This window comes from Pseudoalteromonas luteoviolacea CPMOR-1 (genome assembly GCF_001625685.1).
Classification (GTDB): Bacteria; Pseudomonadota; Gammaproteobacteria; order Enterobacterales; family Alteromonadaceae; genus Pseudoalteromonas; species Pseudoalteromonas luteoviolacea_K.
This window is the reverse complement of record NZ_AUYC01000015.1, coordinates 38235-56841: the sequence shown is the minus strand read 5'-3', so window position 1 is coordinate 56841 and position 18607 is coordinate 38235. Positions and strand designations below refer to the sequence as shown.

General features: G+C 42.3%; 17 protein-coding genes. 7 read left to right on the top strand and 10 right to left on the bottom strand.

Features of this window, described 5'->3' with window-relative positions; genetic code table 11:
• Positions 1-63 precede the first annotated feature (63 nt).
• Positions 64-2832 (top strand): two-component sensor histidine kinase BarA, encoded by a 2769-nt coding sequence (barA, locus tag N473_RS04925; RefSeq protein WP_063366971.1) that lies wholly within the window; start codon positions 64-66, stop codon positions 2830-2832.
• Positions 2833-2922: 90 nt separating this feature from the next.
• Here the strand turns inward: barA and N473_RS04920 are convergent, their stop codons facing one another.
• The 8 genes from N473_RS04920 to pspA all read right to left on the bottom strand — a co-directional run bounded on the left by N473_RS04920 (position 2923) and on the right by pspA (position 9484).
• Positions 2923-3267, bottom strand: coding sequence for a 4a-hydroxytetrahydrobiopterin dehydratase (locus N473_RS04920; RefSeq protein WP_039608506.1), 345 nt, complete (start codon positions 3265-3267; stop codon positions 2923-2925).
• A gap of 10 nt (positions 3268-3277) precedes the next feature.
• On the bottom strand, positions 3278-4075 hold the full coding sequence (phhA, locus tag N473_RS04915; RefSeq protein WP_063366970.1) for a phenylalanine 4-monooxygenase: 798 nt from the start codon (positions 4073-4075) through the stop codon (positions 3278-3280).
• 212 nt (positions 4076-4287) lie between these two features.
• Entirely contained in the window at positions 4288-5466 is a 1179-nt protein-coding gene (locus N473_RS04910; protein ID WP_063366969.1) for a trans-sulfuration enzyme family protein, read from the bottom strand.
• Between the two features lie 176 nt (positions 5467-5642).
• Entirely contained in the window at positions 5643-6656 is a 1014-nt protein-coding gene (locus N473_RS04905) for a TIGR01620 family protein (protein WP_063366968.1), read from the bottom strand.
• On the bottom strand, positions 6653-8059 hold the full coding sequence (locus tag N473_RS04900) for a YcjX family protein (RefSeq protein ID WP_063366967.1): 1407 nt from the start codon (positions 8057-8059) through the stop codon (positions 6653-6655). Before N473_RS04900 ends, N473_RS04905 begins: the two co-directional genes overlap by 4 nt.
• A gap of 55 nt (positions 8060-8114) precedes the next feature.
• The gene (pspC, locus tag N473_RS04895) at positions 8115-8516 is read right to left on the bottom strand and encodes an envelope stress response membrane protein PspC (protein ID WP_063366966.1); all 402 of its coding nucleotides are present in this window, start codon (positions 8514-8516) and stop codon (positions 8115-8117) included.
• A complete protein-coding gene (gene pspB, locus N473_RS04890; RefSeq protein WP_063366965.1) occupies positions 8513-8746 on the bottom strand; it encodes an envelope stress response membrane protein PspB in 234 nt (77 codons plus the stop codon). Before pspB ends, pspC begins: the two co-directional genes overlap by 4 nt.
• 78 nt (positions 8747-8824) lie before the next feature.
• Positions 8825-9484, bottom strand: a complete 660-nt coding sequence (gene pspA / locus N473_RS04885) for a phage shock protein PspA (RefSeq protein WP_023397153.1) — start codon at positions 9482-9484, stop codon at positions 8825-8827.
• A gap of 183 nt (positions 9485-9667) precedes the next feature.
• Between pspA and pspF the strand changes: the two genes are divergently transcribed.
• Genes pspF through N473_RS04855 form a run of 6 tightly spaced genes read left to right on the top strand, consistent with a single transcriptional unit; the run spans position 9668 to position 16075 of the window.
• Positions 9668-10753, top strand: a complete 1086-nt coding sequence (pspF, locus tag N473_RS04880; protein ID WP_063366964.1) for a phage shock protein operon transcriptional activator — start codon at positions 9668-9670, stop codon at positions 10751-10753.
• 14 nt (positions 10754-10767) lie between these two features.
• Entirely contained in the window at positions 10768-12411 is a 1644-nt protein-coding gene (locus N473_RS04875) for an ABC transporter substrate-binding protein (protein ID WP_081220972.1), read from the top strand.
• Positions 12411-13442, top strand: coding sequence for an ABC transporter permease (locus N473_RS04870; protein ID WP_063366963.1), 1032 nt, complete (start codon positions 12411-12413; stop codon positions 13440-13442). The genes N473_RS04875 and N473_RS04870 overlap by 1 nt, the downstream gene beginning before the upstream one ends.
• Complete coding sequence (locus N473_RS04865; protein ID WP_063366962.1) at positions 13429-14322, top strand: ABC transporter permease subunit; 894 nt, start codon at positions 13429-13431, stop codon at positions 14320-14322. The genes N473_RS04870 and N473_RS04865 overlap by 14 nt, the downstream gene beginning before the upstream one ends.
• Positions 14322-15329: an oligopeptide/dipeptide ABC transporter ATP-binding protein gene (locus N473_RS04860; RefSeq protein WP_063366961.1), complete on the top strand. Its 1008-nt coding sequence runs from the start codon at positions 14322-14324 to the stop codon at positions 15327-15329. The genes N473_RS04865 and N473_RS04860 overlap by 1 nt, the downstream gene beginning before the upstream one ends.
• Entirely contained in the window at positions 15314-16075 is a 762-nt protein-coding gene (locus tag N473_RS04855) for an ATP-binding cassette domain-containing protein (protein WP_063366960.1), read from the top strand. Before N473_RS04860 ends, N473_RS04855 begins: the two co-directional genes overlap by 16 nt.
• A gap of 74 nt (positions 16076-16149) precedes the next feature.
• Here N473_RS04855 and N473_RS04850 read toward each other — a convergent pair whose 3' ends face one another.
• Together N473_RS04850 and hupB are read right to left on the bottom strand one after the other, a co-directional pair.
• Entirely contained in the window at positions 16150-18063 is a 1914-nt protein-coding gene (locus N473_RS04850) for a SurA N-terminal domain-containing protein (protein WP_063366959.1), read from the bottom strand.
• A 156-nt stretch (positions 18064-18219) separates the two neighbouring features.
• The gene (gene hupB, locus N473_RS04845) at positions 18220-18492 is read right to left on the bottom strand and encodes a nucleoid-associated protein HU-beta (RefSeq protein WP_039608493.1); all 273 of its coding nucleotides are present in this window, start codon (positions 18490-18492) and stop codon (positions 18220-18222) included.
• Positions 18493-18607 lie beyond the last annotated feature (115 nt).

Sequence of the window (18607 nt, the reverse complement as noted above, 5' to 3'; positions counted from 1 at the left end):
GCTAAACACCTATGAACTCGCTACTCTAGAGTTCATAATTATCAAAGTTTTATATCGCTCAATATGTCTAAATTAAGCTTACGCGATAGCGTTTTATTGCTTACCCTGATCCCGACGGTGTTAATCGGTTTAATACTTGGTGGATATTTTACTATAAATCGCTACGTAGAGCTTGAACAAATCCTAAAACAACAAGGTACCAGTATTGCAAACTCACTGGCCATGACCGTTGAGCAACCACTCGATTCTAAGGATAAAGCCAAGCTACACAGTATTATTACCAAAGCCCATAACCAACATGCTGCTTTAGTCAACAGTATTGCGGTTTTTGATTTGCACAACCAGCTCATTATGACGAGTAATTACCACAGTGAATTTAATGATTTGCATTACCGTGGAAACGTAGCCGCACTTCATGCTACCGAAGCCCAGAAGTTACGTAATAACTACATCATTTTCGCACCGGTTAAACACTATGGAATTGGTGAAGCATGGACGGATGCCCATGCACAAACAATTGCCGTTTTAATGGTGGAGATAAGTCAAGATCAAGCCATCATTGGCCAACAAAAGGCCCTGCTATTAAGCGGTACAATCATTCTTGCCGCATTGTTTTTAAGTATCTTTCTCTCAACCCGTCTAAGCCGGACTTTTTCTACTCCACTTTCTCAATTACAACTGGCGACTGACAAACTCATAGAAGGTAAAACCGACATTGGCGTCAATGAGCAAATGCAAGGCGAGTTTGACATGATGCGCCAAGGATTAATCACTATCAGTGAAAAAATGGTCGGACAGAGAGATGAAATGCAAAAGCACATCGATCAAGCGACCAGCGACTACCGAGAAACCTTAGAGCAGTACGAAACGCAGAATATTCAGCTGAATATTGCAAAAAAAGAAGCCCAAGTTGCCAACCGTGTTAAATCTGATTTCTTAGCTAAGATGAGTCATGAACTCAGAACACCACTCAACGGGGTCATTGGATTTACCCGACAGCTTTACAAAACACCTTTAAACAAACACCAAAAAGATTATTTAGATACCATAGAGCTTTCAGCAAATAGTCTACTTACCATCATCAGTGACATTCTTGATTTCTCAAAATTAGAAGCGGGTGCCATGGAGCTGGAAAATATCCAGTTCCAACTGCGCGATGCCGTGAATGAAGTCATGACTTTACTTGCCCCTAGCGCATATGAAAAACAACTAGAATTGTCCATTGCTGTCAACAGGCAAGTGCCTGACAACCTAGTCGGAGATCCTACGCGCTTTAAACAAGTACTAATTAACTTGATTAGTAATGCTATTAAATTTACTGAAAAAGGCTCGGTAAAAGTTGATATCAGCCACCGCTTAAAAGGTGACTCTCAAACCTCATTATTGGTCTCTGTCAGTGACACTGGCTTGGGGATAGCGCAAGAAAAGCAGGACACGTTATTTACTCCTTTTGCACAGGCTGATACCAGTATCACACGCAAGTTTGGAGGAACAGGACTAGGTCTCATCATCACCAAACATATTGTAGAGGTCATGCAAGGGCGGATCACGTTAAACTCAGCACTTGGCAGCGGCTCTTGCTTTACATTCAATGCCATTTTTAACTTACCAAATCGACTCTTTAATGATGATTTGCCGTGCAAACCACTCGAAAACAAGCGTGTGCTTTATTTCGAGCCTCAAGAACACACACGTAATGCAGTCATCGCACAAATTGAAACCTGGCATATGCAAGTAACTGTATGTGACAGCGACGAAGCCTTTTATAACGCACTGGCGCAAGAGTTTAGTTATGACATTTGCCTAGTCGGTAATATGGCGACCGTTGACGATATGCAAACGGTGAAAGGCTATATTAGCCAAGCACGAGAGAAAGCCGATTACTTATATTTGATGGTGAACACCATCTCTCACAACATGCGGGAATCTTTAATTGGTAGCGGGGCTGATGCATGTATTAGCAAGCCACTTCATCACAGGAAGCTGTGTGAAATGCTTGCAGCCCCTTATCGCTTGGATCACCCAGATCTTTCCATCGAAACAGACAGCGCTACTCACTTGCCGCTTAAAGTACTCATTGCAGACGACAATGACGCTAACTTAAAGTTGCTCTACACCTTGTTAGAAGAGCAAGTTGAAACCATTGAAACGGCTCACAACGGTGCGCAGGCGGTTGGGCTTTGCAAAACACATAAATATGACTTGATATTTATGGATATTCAGATGCCAATTATGGACGGCATAACAGCCTGTATAAGTATTAAAGAATCATCGATGAATGATGATACCCCCATCATTGCTGTCACTGCCCACGCACTCGCAGGAGAAAAGGAACAATTGGTCAAAGATGGATTTAGCGGATATATGACCAAACCCATTGATGAAGATATGCTCAAACAGATCATCTGTGACCACAGTGCAACTTCACCTGTCGAGCGAGCGCAAAAAGAAGAACAGATGGTCAGCAGTGTAGCGCCTTTTGAAAGTCACTTGTTAGATTGGAATCTTGCTTTACAGCGCTCTGGTAATAAACCTCATTTAGCACTCGAAATGCTCAATATGTTATTACAGAGTGTGCCTGAAACCATAGACCACCTCAATGAGGCCAGTGAGCAAGAAGACCCTGAATTATTATTAAAAGTAATTCATAAATTTCACGGCGCATGTTGCTACACGGGCGTACCTAAGTTAAAAGCTTTAGCGGAAACCATCGAAACGGCGTTGAAACAAGACAAAGGTTTTGACTATGTTGAGCCCGAGGTTTTAGATCTCATTGATGAACTCACTAACCTCAATAATGATGCCGAAATTACCGCCACATCTAGCTTGTAATGCATCACGCGGTAGGAAATTAGCGCTGTTAATTTCCTATAAGCAATAAAAAAGGCGCACATGGCGCCCTTAACATTCCGAAATAAAATCTTATAGTGCTGCGAAAACTTCGTCAGTTTTTGCTGCACAGATAAAGTCATTCTTGTGAAGGCCCTTAATTGAATGGCTCCACCATGTTACTGTTACTTTACCCCATTCAGTTAACAAACCAGGATGGTGGCCTTCATCTTCTGCCATATCACCTACTTTATTTGTGAACTCTAGAGCTAGTTTGAAGTTTTTAAACTTATACACTCTTTCTAATTGCATGATACCGTCGCGTACTTCAGGTACCCAATCAGGGATCTGTTTAATTAGTACTGCTAACTCTTCATCTGACACTTTTGGCGCATCCGCACGACACGCTTCACATTTTTGTGCACTTAAATCAGACATGGGGGGTTCCTTAACTTGCTAATTTATTTTTAGGTGGAAATTTTGGCTCAAACAGCCCTAATTCTTTTGCTTTCTCAACTAAAGCCATGATATCCATCTGTGAAATATCAAACAGATCATCTATCGAATTAATGGTGTAGTACAAAGGCTGCATGATATCAATACGATATGGTGTACGTAGTACATCTAAAACTTCAAGTTTATTGATCTCAGGAGTATCAGAATATACATACTGAGTTTCGCCTGGGCTTGATAAAACACCGCCGCCGTAGATACGCAAACCATCATCAGTTTGCATCAAACCAAACTCGACTGTAAACCAATACAAACGAGCAAGATAAACGCGGTCTTTTTTCTCTGCTGCGTAACCCAATTGGCCATATTTGTGCGTAAACTCAGCAAATGCTGGGTTTGTTAACATGGCACAGTGACCAAATATTTCATGAAAAATATCAGGTTCTTGAAGGTAGTCAAACTCTTCACGAGAACGAATAAACGTGGCTACTGGGAATTGTTTATTGGCAAGCAATCTAAAGAATTCATCAAAGTCGATCAGTGCCGGTACTGGTGCCACTTGCCAACCAGTTTCTCTTTCGAGTACAGCGTTAATTTCGTGTAGTTGAGGAATGCGGTCATGAGGTAGGTTGATCTTCTTTAGACCTTCCATATATTCGTCACACGCTTTACCCTCAATGCATTTAAGCTGTCTTGCAACTAGCTCAGACCAAATTTTATTCTCTTCTTCACTCCACTCAATGACGCCTTGCTCATTAGGCTGCTTGGAAGTGTATTTACTAGATTTAGCCATAGTAACCTTCTTTATCTCGATCTCCACTTCTTGTGGTGGAGCATTCAAACCTGTTATTTCGATACTAAGTAAAAGTGAGCAAAATATTAATAGGCAGGCTCAAAATGGCCTACCTAAAGAACCTCAAAACCGTAAATAAAAGATTACAACATTGAACGCAAAATAATACACCCCTTATTTAAAAGGCACTTAAAGACACCTTGTGTAAATTTTTATATACACTCAAATGCACTTTTTAGGTCCAAGATGATATCTTCAACCGCTTCAAGACCAACAGAGATACGAATGAGCCCATCAGAGATCCCGGCGGCTAAACGCTCTTCTTGAGTATAAGGTGAATGCGTCATCGATGCAGGGTGTTGAATTAACGTTTCAGGATCACCAAGACTAACCGCTAAAGTACACAGTGAAGTGGCATTAATAAAAGCTTCACCATCAGCCAGTGTACCTTTAATTTCAAAGGCGATTACACCACCTGCGCCATTCATTTGCTCACCTAAGTATTTATGTCCAGGATGAGATGCCAACCCAGGGTAATAGACTCTCTCTACTTTTGCGTGGCCTTCTAAGAACTCCGCAACTTTTTGAGCACTTTGGCAGTGGCGTTCTATACGAACATGCAGCGTTTTTAAACCACGATTGATCAACCAAGCATCGTGTGGACTTATCGTCGCTCCAATGTCTTTCAATACCGTTAACTTAATGGTTTCTATATGCTCTTTACTACCACATACGATCCCCGCCACGACGTCACCATGACCATTTAAATATTTAGTAGCGCTGTGGATCACAATATCAATGCCATAACGCTTTGGCTTTTGCAGCAAAGGCGTCATAAAGGTATTATCAACCACGCTAATTAAATTATGCCTTTTCGCAAACTGGCCCAACATAGCTAAATCCAATACTGTCATATTTGGATTGATCGGTGTTTCTGCAAATAACATTTTACTATTTGGCTGAATGGCATTTACGAGCGCGGCTTCATCTGTCATATCGACAAAACTGACCTCAATGCCAAATTTAGGTAGCATGTGAGCAAATAGTGCAAAACTACATCCATACAACGCACTCGAGGCAATCAAATGATCACCGTGCTCTAAAAAGCTGAGCACCGATGCAGATACGGCTCCCATGCCAGTAGCGGTTGCGGCTGCATCTTCCATTTCTTCTAATTGTGCGAGCTTTTCTTCTAACTCTCGTGTTGTGGGGTTCCCCAAACGTGTATAAATGTAACCCGCTTCTTCTCCTGCAAATCGTGCAGCCCCCTGCGCTGCGCTCTCAAATTTAAATGTTGATGTTTGGTACAAAGGTGCTGTTAATGCACCATGTGGATCATTTGTGTGGTGTGGACCGTGTATACAGTTGGTATGATCATGTAACTTCTTCATTGCTTGCCTGTTGTTATTATTCAAAATGTTTATATCTTATGTAATTAGATATTCCATGATGGATAAATGTACAAGCATGCTGGAAGTTCAGAAGTCTAAGTAAGAAAGATTAATCTGTTTAGCCTGTACACATATGTTGTCACTTAAACCGCAACCACCTATGCGCACCAGCTCAGTTAGTTTTGCTTAATTAATTGGTTTGTCAGTTTTTTTGCAAAATCAGATAAGAAGTTTGTTTTATTTTTCATGCGTGGAATTGGCCTGCATAGCACCATTGCTTTGTAACCCAATCTAGCAGTAAAGACGCCCGCACTGAGTCCTTGAGCCGATCTGGCTGAGAGTTTACCAAGCAGTTCTGCGCCTAAACTCGTCGCAGCAAGATCGCTGAGCAACTCAGATGCCCCCACAAACACGATTTGCTTGGCTAGCAACTTGTATAATTTTATACGACTACGATAACCCAATGTGATCCCATAATGCAGACTCAGCTTTTCAATCAAACTAACACCACGCCACAATACGGCTAGCATATCAGTAATGGCCATTGGGCTGAGTGCCACCATCAGCGCCGATGTCGTTGCATAGTCAGCAATCATTTTTCTCGCTTGCTCATCTTGCGTTTTCAACACCGTCACTTCATACAGTTGCAATACTTCCTGATCTGTATAATGGCTCTTCACGCTTTGTTGAAACGTCGTAACCTCACTTTTAGGCAACTTCGCTAGCACCGGCTTAAGCCAAGCCTGTGCCTCACCAATTTGATTACTATTTAACAGTCTCAATGCGTGTTCTCGACGTTGCTCTAATTGCTTTAATGTGCGTAAAGCCTTCGCTTCTCTAAGCAGAAACTTACCACTCCAGGCAATCAATGAAACCATAAAAAGTAAGTACGCACTTGCTAGAATAACGCTTTGCTGTATCGCACCATAAACGGTTAACACCAACTCTATAGGTATTAAAATCGCCAAACTAAACACCAAGCCATGTCTCCAACCAAGCTTTGATTTACTTGGTTGTAAGCCGTGCTCAACTGACTCATCACCTGAGAATGGTTCGAACGTTTGCTCGGTGCTCACTGGCATGGCATCACACTCTATACGCTCACCCATTCTTGGGCCTGTAGACAAATGCTCCTCGGGTTGTTCCGTTTCTATGCGCCTACCTGCAAATCTTTTTTGTGAGTCCGTCATGTGAGCTTATCTCCAATCAAAAACTGTAAAGTGTGGTCTAGGCGTATATGTTCAAGCTGCCCTTGATAAGCTGGAAGTGGGTAAAAAGATAGAAAATTAAAGCCTTCTTGGGGCCACTGAGAAGCTGAAAGCACATGCTCTGGTGGCTCTGGTGGTAAATAGGTTATATATTCAGGCTCACTCAATGGTCGGCCATACACACAATGTAACGTCTTCCCCGACTCATTGACTTGTTTAGATTGGCAACTTTTAACCGATGAAATGGTCATCGTATCCACTGTCACGCCCGAAAATTTGAGCTCATTTTCTTGCTCACATAAAAGTTCATGTAACAGGCGTGTCAGATTATCTTGTTCTGGTAACGCAACAGCGTCACACTTATTGACCGCAAATAGTACTTTATCTATCTTAGGTTTAAACAATCGCTGTAATAGGCCGCTTTTACCATGTTGGAACATACCCACAGTCTCTTTTAACGCGAGTTTAGTCTGTGCAAGCGTCGCTGGCCCATCATTTAACGCTCCCAAAATATCAACCAATACTAATTGTCGGTCAAATGCGCAAAAATGATCTTTGTAGAATGGCATGACCACCTGCTTTTTATAAGCTTCAAAGCGGCTTTCTAATTGCTTATATTGACTCTCATCAAGGTACTGACCATGCGTCAATAAAGGAAAAAACTGAATAATGGGCGCGCCAGCTAAATCACCAGGGATCAACATTCTGCCAGGTTGCAACTGAGCGACTTTTGTGTGTTTTTTAAGTTGAATAAGGGTGCTTTGATAAAGCGCTGAGAGCTCGTCTAATTCAGCCATATTAATCGCAACGCTGGCATCAAACTGATTGAGTGCTGATAAAAACGCAGCGCAATATGTGTCATAGGCGGGGGTAGATAATATATCTAGTTGTGCTCTACTCCACTGCTCATAAGTCATATTTAATAGCGGTAGATCCATCAACCACTCACCAGGATAGTCAATCAGCTCTAAATGTAAGGTATGATCGTTTGCAATATGTTGACGCAGACCACTCCGGCTTTGAAACTTTAAAGCTAACGTCAGTGTGTTGATACGTTCTGTCGAAGGTGGCCAACTAGGTGGTGTCTGCATGAGATGTGCGGACGCTGTGGCATAATCAAATGTGGGGATATCGAGCGCTTTTTGTGGCACCTGTTTACAAGCAATAAGGCGCTGCTCTCTAATCACATCAAAAAATGGCAGGTTCTGACTGTTTGCCTGAGTTGTCAGGTGTTTAACCAAGGCAGTAATAAAGGCGGTTTTACCGCTGCCACTAAACCCAGTAACCGCTAATTTAACATGTTGATCTAATGAGCGCTGTAATGTTTTTTGCGCTTTACTTTGCAGCTTTTCAAGTGCCTTATGAGTAACACGTTTCACGCTCATACTAATTACAAATCCCTATCATTTAAGTGGCGTGGCGACTATTCGCCACGTACCATTACAACTTATTTATTTCCCTTTTGACCGTAAATTCAGGTGACGTAACATACTGCTCCATCGACTGAATACGACCATCTAGCTTACCCAACCTATCTTTTAAATCAAACAACGCTTGGCGTGGCGGCTCACCTTTTTGCCATACTTTAAATTTCACTGAGACAGGATCGGTTTCATAACTATTGACAGTGTTTTCCAGCTCTGGCGCCTTGCGGTCTAAAATAAACCAGCAGGCAATATAAATAACGACAAATAGAGGACCACCCGATAACAGTACCGCTGTTACAAAGAGAATACGTACCAGCCAAAGTTCCATGTTAAAGTAGTCGCTAAGACCTGCACACACACCCGCTAACTTGCCTCGTTTTGGGTCGCGATATAACTCTCTGCGTTTGTGACTCATACTTTGCGCCTCCAATCTGGTGATTCTTGATCTAACAGCGCCTCCAATGTTTCAACGCGCTCTGCCATCTTTTCTGCTTTATTTGCCAACTCGATAAGCTGGCGATGTTCATGCTCACTTAACCCCTGACTCACCTGTTTTTTGCTTTTATAATGAAGAATGAGCCACAGCGGCGCTACCACGAGCATAAAAATAATAATTGGTGCAACAAGCATCTCTGTGTCAAGCATAATCTTCTCCTGTTTATTTAGTCTTGGCAGCGTATTTTTGTTGTGTGGCACCTACTGTAACAGCAGGTGCCATTACGTTCATTTATTTGCGAGCTTTTTCTTTAAAGCTTCAAGTTCATCATCCACTTTTTCATTCTTTTGCAGATCAGCGATTTCATCTGCTAATGATTTTTTACCTAAATCATATGACTCGACCTGCGCTTCCAAACCGTCAATCTTATTTTCATAACGCTCGAAACGGTTCAATGCATCTTCAACTTTGGTGCTGTCTAACGCTTTTTTCACATCTAAGCGAGATTCTGCAGAACGTTGACGAAGCACAATCGCTTGTTGACGTGCTTTTGCATCCGCCAGTTTCTCTTGTAGTGTGGTCACTTCTTGCTGTAATTTCTCGATGTGTGACTCTACATGGCTAAGTTCTTCAGCAACACTCTGTGCTGCATCCGACGCCTTTTGTTTTTCAAGTAGCGCCGCTCTTGCTAGGTCTTCGCGCTCTTTTGTCAGTGCCAACTCCGCTTTTTCCTGCCAGTCATTAGCTTGACCATTTAATTGCTCAACGCGTCTTTCTAGCTCTTTCTTCTCAGCGAGTGTCTTTGCAGAAGTAGAGCGCACTTCTACTAACGTGTCTTCCATTTCTTGGATGATCAGTTTAACCATTTTTTCTGGATCTTCCGCTTTATCCAAGATTGCATTAATATTAGAATTTACGATGTCAGCAAAACGTGAAAAAATTCCCATAATCTTTTACCTCATTGGTTGTGAATTATATTGCTGATAAGTATGTATCAATAAGCTTGCCAACTTTAAAAAGAAAAATAAACAATAAATTTCAATAACTTATAATTATAATAAAAAGCTACCCATCCCGTTTTTTTTCAAATAAACTAGATGTTAGTCAAAAAAACCAAGAGTTAGTCAAATATGAGTCAGTTCCGTCAACAGGATAATTTACTCGGCCAATCTGATAGCTTTTTAGCTGTATTAGATCAGGTCTCTCAACTTGCTCCATTAGAAAAACCAGTGCTCATCATAGGTGAACGTGGGACAGGTAAAGAACTCATCGCAGCACGATTACACTTTTTATCTGAAAGGTGGGACCAAAACTACGTCAAGCTAAATTGTGCAGCATTAAACGAAAACTTACTTGAAAGTGAATTGTTCGGCCATGAATCAGGCGCCTTTACTGGCGCCAATAAACGTCATGAAGGACGCTTTGAGCGCGCTAATGGGGGCACGCTATTTTTGGATGAATTGGCTAATACATCAGCCATGGTGCAAGAGAAACTGCTACGTGTCATTGAGTATGGCGAATTTGAACGCGTGGGGGGAAAACAAACCGTCAAAGTTGATACTAGGTTAGTCTGTGCGACCAATGAAGACTTACCAAGTCTTGCTGAGCAAGGGGAGTTCAGACATGACTTATTAGACAGGCTTGCGTTCGACGTGATCACCTTACCACCGCTACGCGCACGTCAAGAAGATATATTGCTGCTTGCCGAACACTTTGCAATTAATATGGCCAGAGATCTTGGCTGGTCACTCTTTAGTGGTTTTACTCGCAAAGCAACTGAAGCGTTGCTTGAGTATGATTGGCCAGGTAATATTCGCGAACTAAAAAACGTTATCGAGAGAAGCTTATATCGGCACGGCAACGAGCACCTTGCAGTGCATCACATTACGTTTGACCCTTTTGAAAGCCCTTATCGGCCACAGCAGAGAATAAAAGCGCAAAAAACTGAAGTACAACCTCACTTATCACAGCCTCAAATGGGTGAAAAAGAGCCACTGGATATTGCTGAAAACGTATCTTCGCCTATTACATCACAGAGCTTTCCTTGCGATTTAAAAACCCTCTCAAGTGACTACGAAATTGATTTACTCAAAAAAGCACTTGAATTCAGTCAATTTAATCAAAAGAAAACTGCACAAAACCTTGGATTGACGTATCATCAACTGAGGGGATATTTGAAAAAATACAATTTGTTAGACTCACAACAAGAGGCTTAGCTGTGGTCGCCACAATGACTGATCTGTATAACACCTGCCAACGATATAAAACCGTGGTTTTTGCCACGATCACTGCCGTATATGTCTCGGCATGTGGAGAAGCACCACAAACAAAATCGGCAAATAAAACCCAAGGGATCGTCTATTGTGCTGAAGCAAACCCAGTTTCTTTTAACCCTCAGGTCACCACAACGGGCTCAACCATCGATATTATCGCCAATCAGTTGTATAACTCTTTGATTAGCATTGACCCGATCACCGCGGAGTTTAAACCAGAATTAGCTACCGAGTGGTTAATTAGCGATGATGGTAAAAAAATAACATTCAAATTAAGAGAAGGCGTGCAATTTCACAGCACAGAGTATTTTACGCCGACTCGAACGATGAATGCAGATGACGTCATTTTCTCATTTAGCCGCTTATTTGATGTTTATAACCCTTATCATTTTGTTCAAGATGCCAACTACCCTTACTTTCAAAGTGTGGGGATGGACCAGTTGATCAGAAAAATTGTTAAAGTCGACGACTATACCGTTAGATTTGAACTTTTCAGTGCTGAAAGTAGCTTATTATCTAATATTGCTACTGATTTTGCAGTGATCTTATCTGAAGAATATGCAATGTTGCGTGAATCTCAGGATAAAAAGCATCTTTTTGATTCCTTACCAATTGGCACAGGCCCCTACAAATATAAACATTTTTTAAGAGATAATTTGGTCCGTTTTCACAAGCATAGCGGTTATTGGAAGCATGATTACGCAGTTGATCAATTGGTCTATGACATCACAACCAACAACACAACTCGAATTGCCAAAATGCTCACTAAAGAATGCGATATTACATCGCACCCAAGTGCAACCCAGTTAGAGGCTCTATCACAACGGCAGGATATTGTGGTCGACAAAGCCGTTAACTTAAATGTGGGCTACTGGGCATTTAATACTGAAAAACCGCCTTTTGATAATGTTTTAGTCAGGAAAGCTCTGGCTCATAGCATTGATTTTGACAAAATTATGCAAGCGGTGTTTTATGGTAACGGTATTGCAGCACAATCAATTCTCCCGCCGTCATCGTGGGCTTTTACGAAACAAGTCATGCCTTATTATGACCCTAAAAAGGCAAAACAATACTTAACTGAAGCAGGATTTCCAGATGGCTTTGAAATGACACTGTGGGCCATGCCTGTGTCACGGATTTACAACCCTAATGCTCGAAAAATGGCTGAGCTTATCCAAAGTGACCTTCGACAAATAGGCATAAGAACCAGAATTGTTGAGTATGAATGGAATGCATTTATTGAACGCATTGGCCGACATGAACATGACAGTGTGTTACTTGGTTGGGCTGCCGATACGCCTGATCCAGATAACTTTTTTAGCCCACTACTCAGTTGCACTGCAACCTTTACCGGTAAAAACCCCGCCAATTGGTGCAACCCTGAATTTGATCTGTTATTAACGCAAGCTCTAGATACCAACGATCTCAAAATGCGTAAACATTACTACCAACAAGCACAAAAAATGCTGGTGGAGCAACTGCCTGTTGTTCCCATTGCACATGGGGTTAGATTTCAAGCTCGCAGTGCTAATATTGCGGGTGCTGAGCTGCGTCCCTTTGGCGGTGTATCACTGGCCAATGTAAGAAAAGGTGATCAGTAATGCTGGATTATCTACTGAGACGATTAAGCTTACTTCTATTTATGTTATTTGCGCTCACAGCATTTACATTTAGCTTAAACTACTTATTTCCTGGAGATTTACTGACTAATTTCAGCGGCCAATTGAACACTAGCTTCAATCAATCTCAAATGCTCGAGGAAAAGTATCGGATCGATGATAACGTTATTGTCCAATATGGTGCGTTTGTGAGCCGTTTATTCCAAGGCGATTGGGGACTATCACTTTCATCAGGCCAAACCGTCTCATCACATGTCGCAGTCCTACTGCCTGCAACATTAGAACTGTGCTTTTATGCATTGGTTGTTGCCGTTTTATTGGGGATCCCTGCGGGGATCATCACCAGTGCCTACTATAAAAAGTGGCCCGATAAAATTATCAGTACGCTTACCTTACTGGGCTTTTCAATCCCCGTATTTTGGCTTGCGCTGCTCCTTATTATGGTCTTTTGTCTTGGTTTTGGTTGGTTCCCTATGTCGGGTCGTATTGGCCTCTTATACGAGATCCCCGCAGTCACTAATTTCATCTTAATTGATATCTGGTTGCTTGGCTTTCCTTATGGTGGACAAGCATTTCTTGATGCGCTACACCATTTAGCGCTACCCACTATTGTGTTAGCCATGTATCCAACAACCGTGCTGACCCGTTTCACCAGAGACTCCATGCTCAATGTACTAGAACAAAACTACATAAAAACCGCCAGAGCAAAGGGACTTAACCGTAGGCAAATTATTTTAGATCATGCACTACGTAACGCACTTTTACCTGTTATAAAACAAATAGGCTTGCAATTTAGCACCCTAATCACACTGGCCATGGTCACTGAAGTCATTTTTTCTTGGCCAGGTATTGGCCGATGGTTAATCGACAGCATTTATCAACGTGATTACCCAGCGATTCAAGGCGGTTTGCTCGCCGTCTCTATGTTTGTTATTTTTGCCAATATGTTAGCCGATTTAACTCACTCTCTACTCGACCCTGTATCTAGGAACCAGTCCCATGGCAAAGTTTAGACTATACAGTGAAGAGTCAAACCGTTCACCTTTATCACGGCTATGGCGCACATTTAAGGCCAATCATCTTGCCTTGGTTGGCCTATGGATGTTCATCGGGTTAACTATGCTGGCGATGACTGCGCCGTTATTAGCGCCTTATGGGATCGACCAACAGCATAGCGATGCCCTGCTACTCCCCCCATCTTGGCATGATGATGGTGATGTTCACTTTATTTTGGGCACAGATGATCTCGGGCGAGATGTTCTTTCAAGGCTGATGAATGGCGCCACTTACACTTTTGGTTTATCCATTGTAGCGGCATTAGTCACCACGATACTTGGCGTTGTACTGGGTACTTTAGCTGGGATCAACAGAGGGTTTAAATCAAGTATACTAAACCATTTACTCGATATTACACTCGCGATTCCTTCTCTGTTACTTGCGATCATCATTATCGCTATTTTAGGGCCCGGGCTTTTAAATACTGTGTGGGCTATCATCTTAGCCCTGCTACCACAACATATTCACTCAATTCGAAACCTCGTCGTTGAAGAACTTAATAAAGACTATATTGGCGCTTATAGGTTAGATGGCGCAAGCCGAGCTCAAATCCTGTTCCGAGGTGTGTTTCCCAATATTTATGAACATATCGTGGTGATATTTACTTTGGCATTGTCCACTGCAATTTTGGATATTGCTGCACTCGGCTTTTTAAAATTAGGAGCTCAACCGCCCACAACAGAATGGGGGGCCATGCTGGCTGAAAACTTAAGCCTAATTTATTTGGCACCTTGGACCGTTGGCTTACCTGGCGCCCTATTGTTTTTGTCTGTTTTAGCCACTAACCTTGTTGGTGATGGGCTGAGAAAAGCGCTGCAAGCTAGAAAGGCAACCTGATGCAATTACTCGATATTAAAAACCTTACCATTGAGCTCCCTACTGAAGACGGTGTAATTAGGGCCGTGGATAAAGTAAATTTGAGCCTTAAAGAAGGTGAGGTACATGCACTTGTTGGTGAGTCGGGCTCAGGGAAAAGTTTAATAGCCAAAGCCATCGTTGGGGTCCTCAATACTCGCTGGAAAGTGACCGCAGACCGTATGCATTGGCGAGGGGTGGACTTAATGCGTTTGAGCCCTGAGAAGCGCCGTAAAATTGTCGGTCGAGATATGGCGATGATTTATCAAGAGCCAAGAAGAAGCTTGGACCCCACTGCAAAAATATTTGAACAAGTCGCTGAATCACTGCCAGACGAGTGTTTTAAAGCCGGTTTTTTTGGTCGAAAAAAAGAGCGTAAGGTCAAGGTAAAAGCACTTCTGCACAAAGTAGGCATACGCAATGATGAGAAGATCTCGAGTAGCTACCCTCATGAGCTCTCTGAGGGAGTATGTCAAAAAGTCATGATAGCGATGGCCATTGCAAGAAACCCTCAGTTATTGATTGCTGACGAGCCCACTACTGCACTAGAAAGCACCACTCGCGCTCAAGTATTTAGGTTGCTAAAAAGCCTAAATCAGCTAAAGAATATGTCTATCTTAATGATTTCTCATGAGTTGGAAGAAATAACCCAATGGTCACATGCCATACATGTGCTGTACTGTGGTCAGATGGTGGAAGCGGGACCAACTAAAAAAGTATTTACCGACCCTTTTCACCCTTACACACAAGCCTTGGTCAAATCATTACCAGACTATGCCCATGGGCTGGGCCACAAAGCCCCTTTTTATGCACTCAAAGGAACAATTCCTCCATTACAGCATCTGCCAATTGGTTGTAGATTGGGTCCCCGCTGCCCACAAGCACAAAAAGAGTGCGTTGCAACCCCTATACAAGTTAAATCACATGGGCATTCCTATGCATGCCACTTCCCATTAAATAGGGAGAAGAAAAAATGCAACCCGTGCTAAAAGTTCAAGCCCTGAGTAAAACATTTAAAACTCGATCAGGGTTATTCAAACGAGATACTGTACAAGTTTTAAAAGATATTTCATTTGCTGTTTTACCGGGCCAAACCTTGGCGGTCATTGGAGAAACCGGGTCAGGCAAAAGTACCTTGGCTAAAGTGCTGGCTGGTGCTGAAGATGCCGATTCTGGTCAGATTCTACTAAACGGCGATATGATAGTTGACGATAGGCAATCTAAACGTGAATGCCATCACATTAGGCTTATATTTCAAGATCCTACCCGCTCTCTTAATCCAGGTTTAACCATTGGCGAAATGCTTGATGATTGCCTAAGGTTTAACACCAAACTCACAGATGCACAGCGAGATAAAAAGATTGAATTAACCCTGTCTCGAGTTGGTTTGCTCTCAGAACATTATGACTATTACCCACATATGTTCAGCGGCGGTCAATTACAGCGTGTAGCGCTAGCCAGAGCGCTTATTTTAGATCCTAAAGTCGTTGTATTGGATGAGGCGCTTTCTTCGCTTGACCCGTCAGTGCGAGCTCAAATAGTCAACTTGCTCTTAAAGTTGCAACAAGAAACAGATTTAACATATGTACTTATCACCCATCACCTTAGTCTTGTAAAGCATATGAGCGACCGTCTGCTCGTCCTCAACAATGGTGAAGCCGTGGAGTATGGCTGTTGCCAAACTATTTTTAATCGTCCGCAATCTAAAGTAATGAAGAAGCTGCTCGCCGTATAAACCTGGCAGCCGATCTTGAACGCAAAAAAAAACCACCTAATGGTGGTTTTTTTATTTATTTTAAGTTGTGCTGATTAGTTCTCTTCAGCCACTTCAAAAGTACTAGGTTTAACAATTTCAGCCGTACCTTCAAGTGCACCTAACAACGCCAAATAATTTTTATTTACTTGTGTTCTAGTAATGCTTTGCTTTTGCTGAGGCTCAAGCTCACCTGTGACGTCAGCTAGATTAACCGATTTAACCACTAATAGTGCAGAATCACCGTTATTCAGCTCTACCATCGCTTTAGATGCGCTCTCTTCTGTAGGATGAGCCATCTTAAAGGCTTTACTTACCAGAGCTGGGGAGACCGCATAGCTTTGACGTGCTAACGCAACTTCTGATTTCACTTCCAATGACTCTGCCGCCGCTATCTCAGCTAACGTTTTGCCACCTTCAAGTTGTGCAAACAACTCTTGCGCTTTGTCTTTAGCCAGTTCAGATGCTTTATCATTTTCTAAACGTGTAGTGATCTGCGCAGTGACTTCCTCTAGTGGCTTCACCGCCGCAGGCTTGTGCTCAACAACTCTTACTACAACTACGTGCTCTGGCGCAACTTCGATAACTTCTGAGTTCACGCCATCTTCTAACAATTCAGGAGTGAAAATAACACGAGAAACAGCAGGTGAATTTAAAGGAGCAGGAAGCAAGTTGCGTGCAACCAATTCAGTGCTCTTAACTTCAAGGTTAGCCGCTGCTGCTGCATCTTCTAATGTATCAGCAATTTCGAATGCTAGCTCACGTACGTCTTCTTGCTTGCCATAAAATGCATCAATTCTTGCATTTTGCTCAAGCTCTGCTCTTAGCTCAGCAGCTAACTCTTCGAACGATTTAACTTCTTGTGCCTGAAGATCCGTTAACTGGATAATATGGAAGCCGAACTCAGACTCAACAACCTCTGAATAATCCCCGATATTGGTTAAAGCAAATGCAGCAGCTTCGAACTCTGGATCCATCATCTCGCGCTCGATCCAGTCAAGATCTCCACCTAACTCGCCACTTGCCACGTCATCTGAATGTGTTTGAGCTAGCTCAGCGAAGTCAGCACCACCTTGCAGCTGTGCATATAAATCTTGTACTTTCGCTTGCGCAGCCTCTGCATCTTCAGTGCTTTCAACTAGAATGTGCGAAACTCGGCGTCTCTCTTCTTCTAAGTATTGAGCCTGATTCTCATCATAATAAGCTCTAACTTGCTCATCTGTCACAGGGTCAAGTAGCTCTACATCAGATGCTTTCAGCTCGATATAATTCAGTGCCACCTGCTCAGCAGACATAAACTGATCTTGGTTTAAGTCGTAGTAGTCTTTAACCTCTGACTCTGTTACTGATACTTGTTCTTTTAACTTTTCTTTATCAAGTACTAAGTAATCAACGTCACGCGTCTGCTGTTGTAAAACCAAGGTTTGCTTTACTTCACTGTCAAGCGCAAAGTCGGATCCCGCAATTGCAGAAACTAACTGGTTACGCGTCATTTCTTCACGCAGATATTCACGGAATTCATCTGGTTGGAAATTCATTTGTCTGATTAATTGCAAATAACGGTCATTACTAAACTGACCACCAATTTGAAAATATGGCATTTCAAAAATTGCTTGCTTGATCTGCTCGTCACTAACGCGTAGACCTAGCTCTAGTGCAAGCTGATTTTGCAACTCTTGTTGTACTAAACGATCTACAACTCCTTCACGGATTTGCGCCATATAAGCAGGATCAGAAGCGATTTGTTCGAAATACTCTCCAAACTGTTGCTCTAATCTACTACGTTCATTTTCGAACGCTCTCGCAAATTCTAATTGCGAAATTTCAATACCATTGACTTCTGCAACTGGTTGCTCTGTGGTTCGACCTAGGTAACCACCGATCCCTGCCAGCGCAAAAGACAAGATAACTGCACCAAGAACGATCTTGGCAGCAAGGCCCTGAGACCCCTCTCTAATCTTTTCAAGCATTTATTCTATCTCTTATCTAAGTCAAAGCACCAAGGTACTTTGCATCAGTTAGCTCATGTAAAAAAAGCGTATCTTACCAGATACGCTTTTTATCTTGAAGCTTATGCGTCCAATTACATCTATATCAATAGTGTGATTGTAAAAATAAGCTCTTTCTTAGTTAACCGCGTCTTTTAAAGCTTTACCAGCTTTAAAAGCAGGGATGTTAGCAGCAGCAATATCAATTGCAGCACCCGTTTGAGGGTTACGGCCTGTACGTGCAGCGCGTTCACGAACAGAAAAAGTACCAAAGCCTACAAGGGCAACTGAATCGCCTTCTTTTAGCGCAGCGGTTACTGACTCAATGAATGAATCCAGTGCACGACCAGCAGCGGCCTTAGAAATATCAGCATCAGCTGCGATTTGATCGATTAATTGAGATTTATTCACAATATCATCCTCTTACATTGTTATTATCAAGAGCGATGGCGTTTTAAAACTAACATCACTTTTGTTGTTAACTACGAGAAATCTTTCGATTCTCTATTGCTTAAATGTATTACAG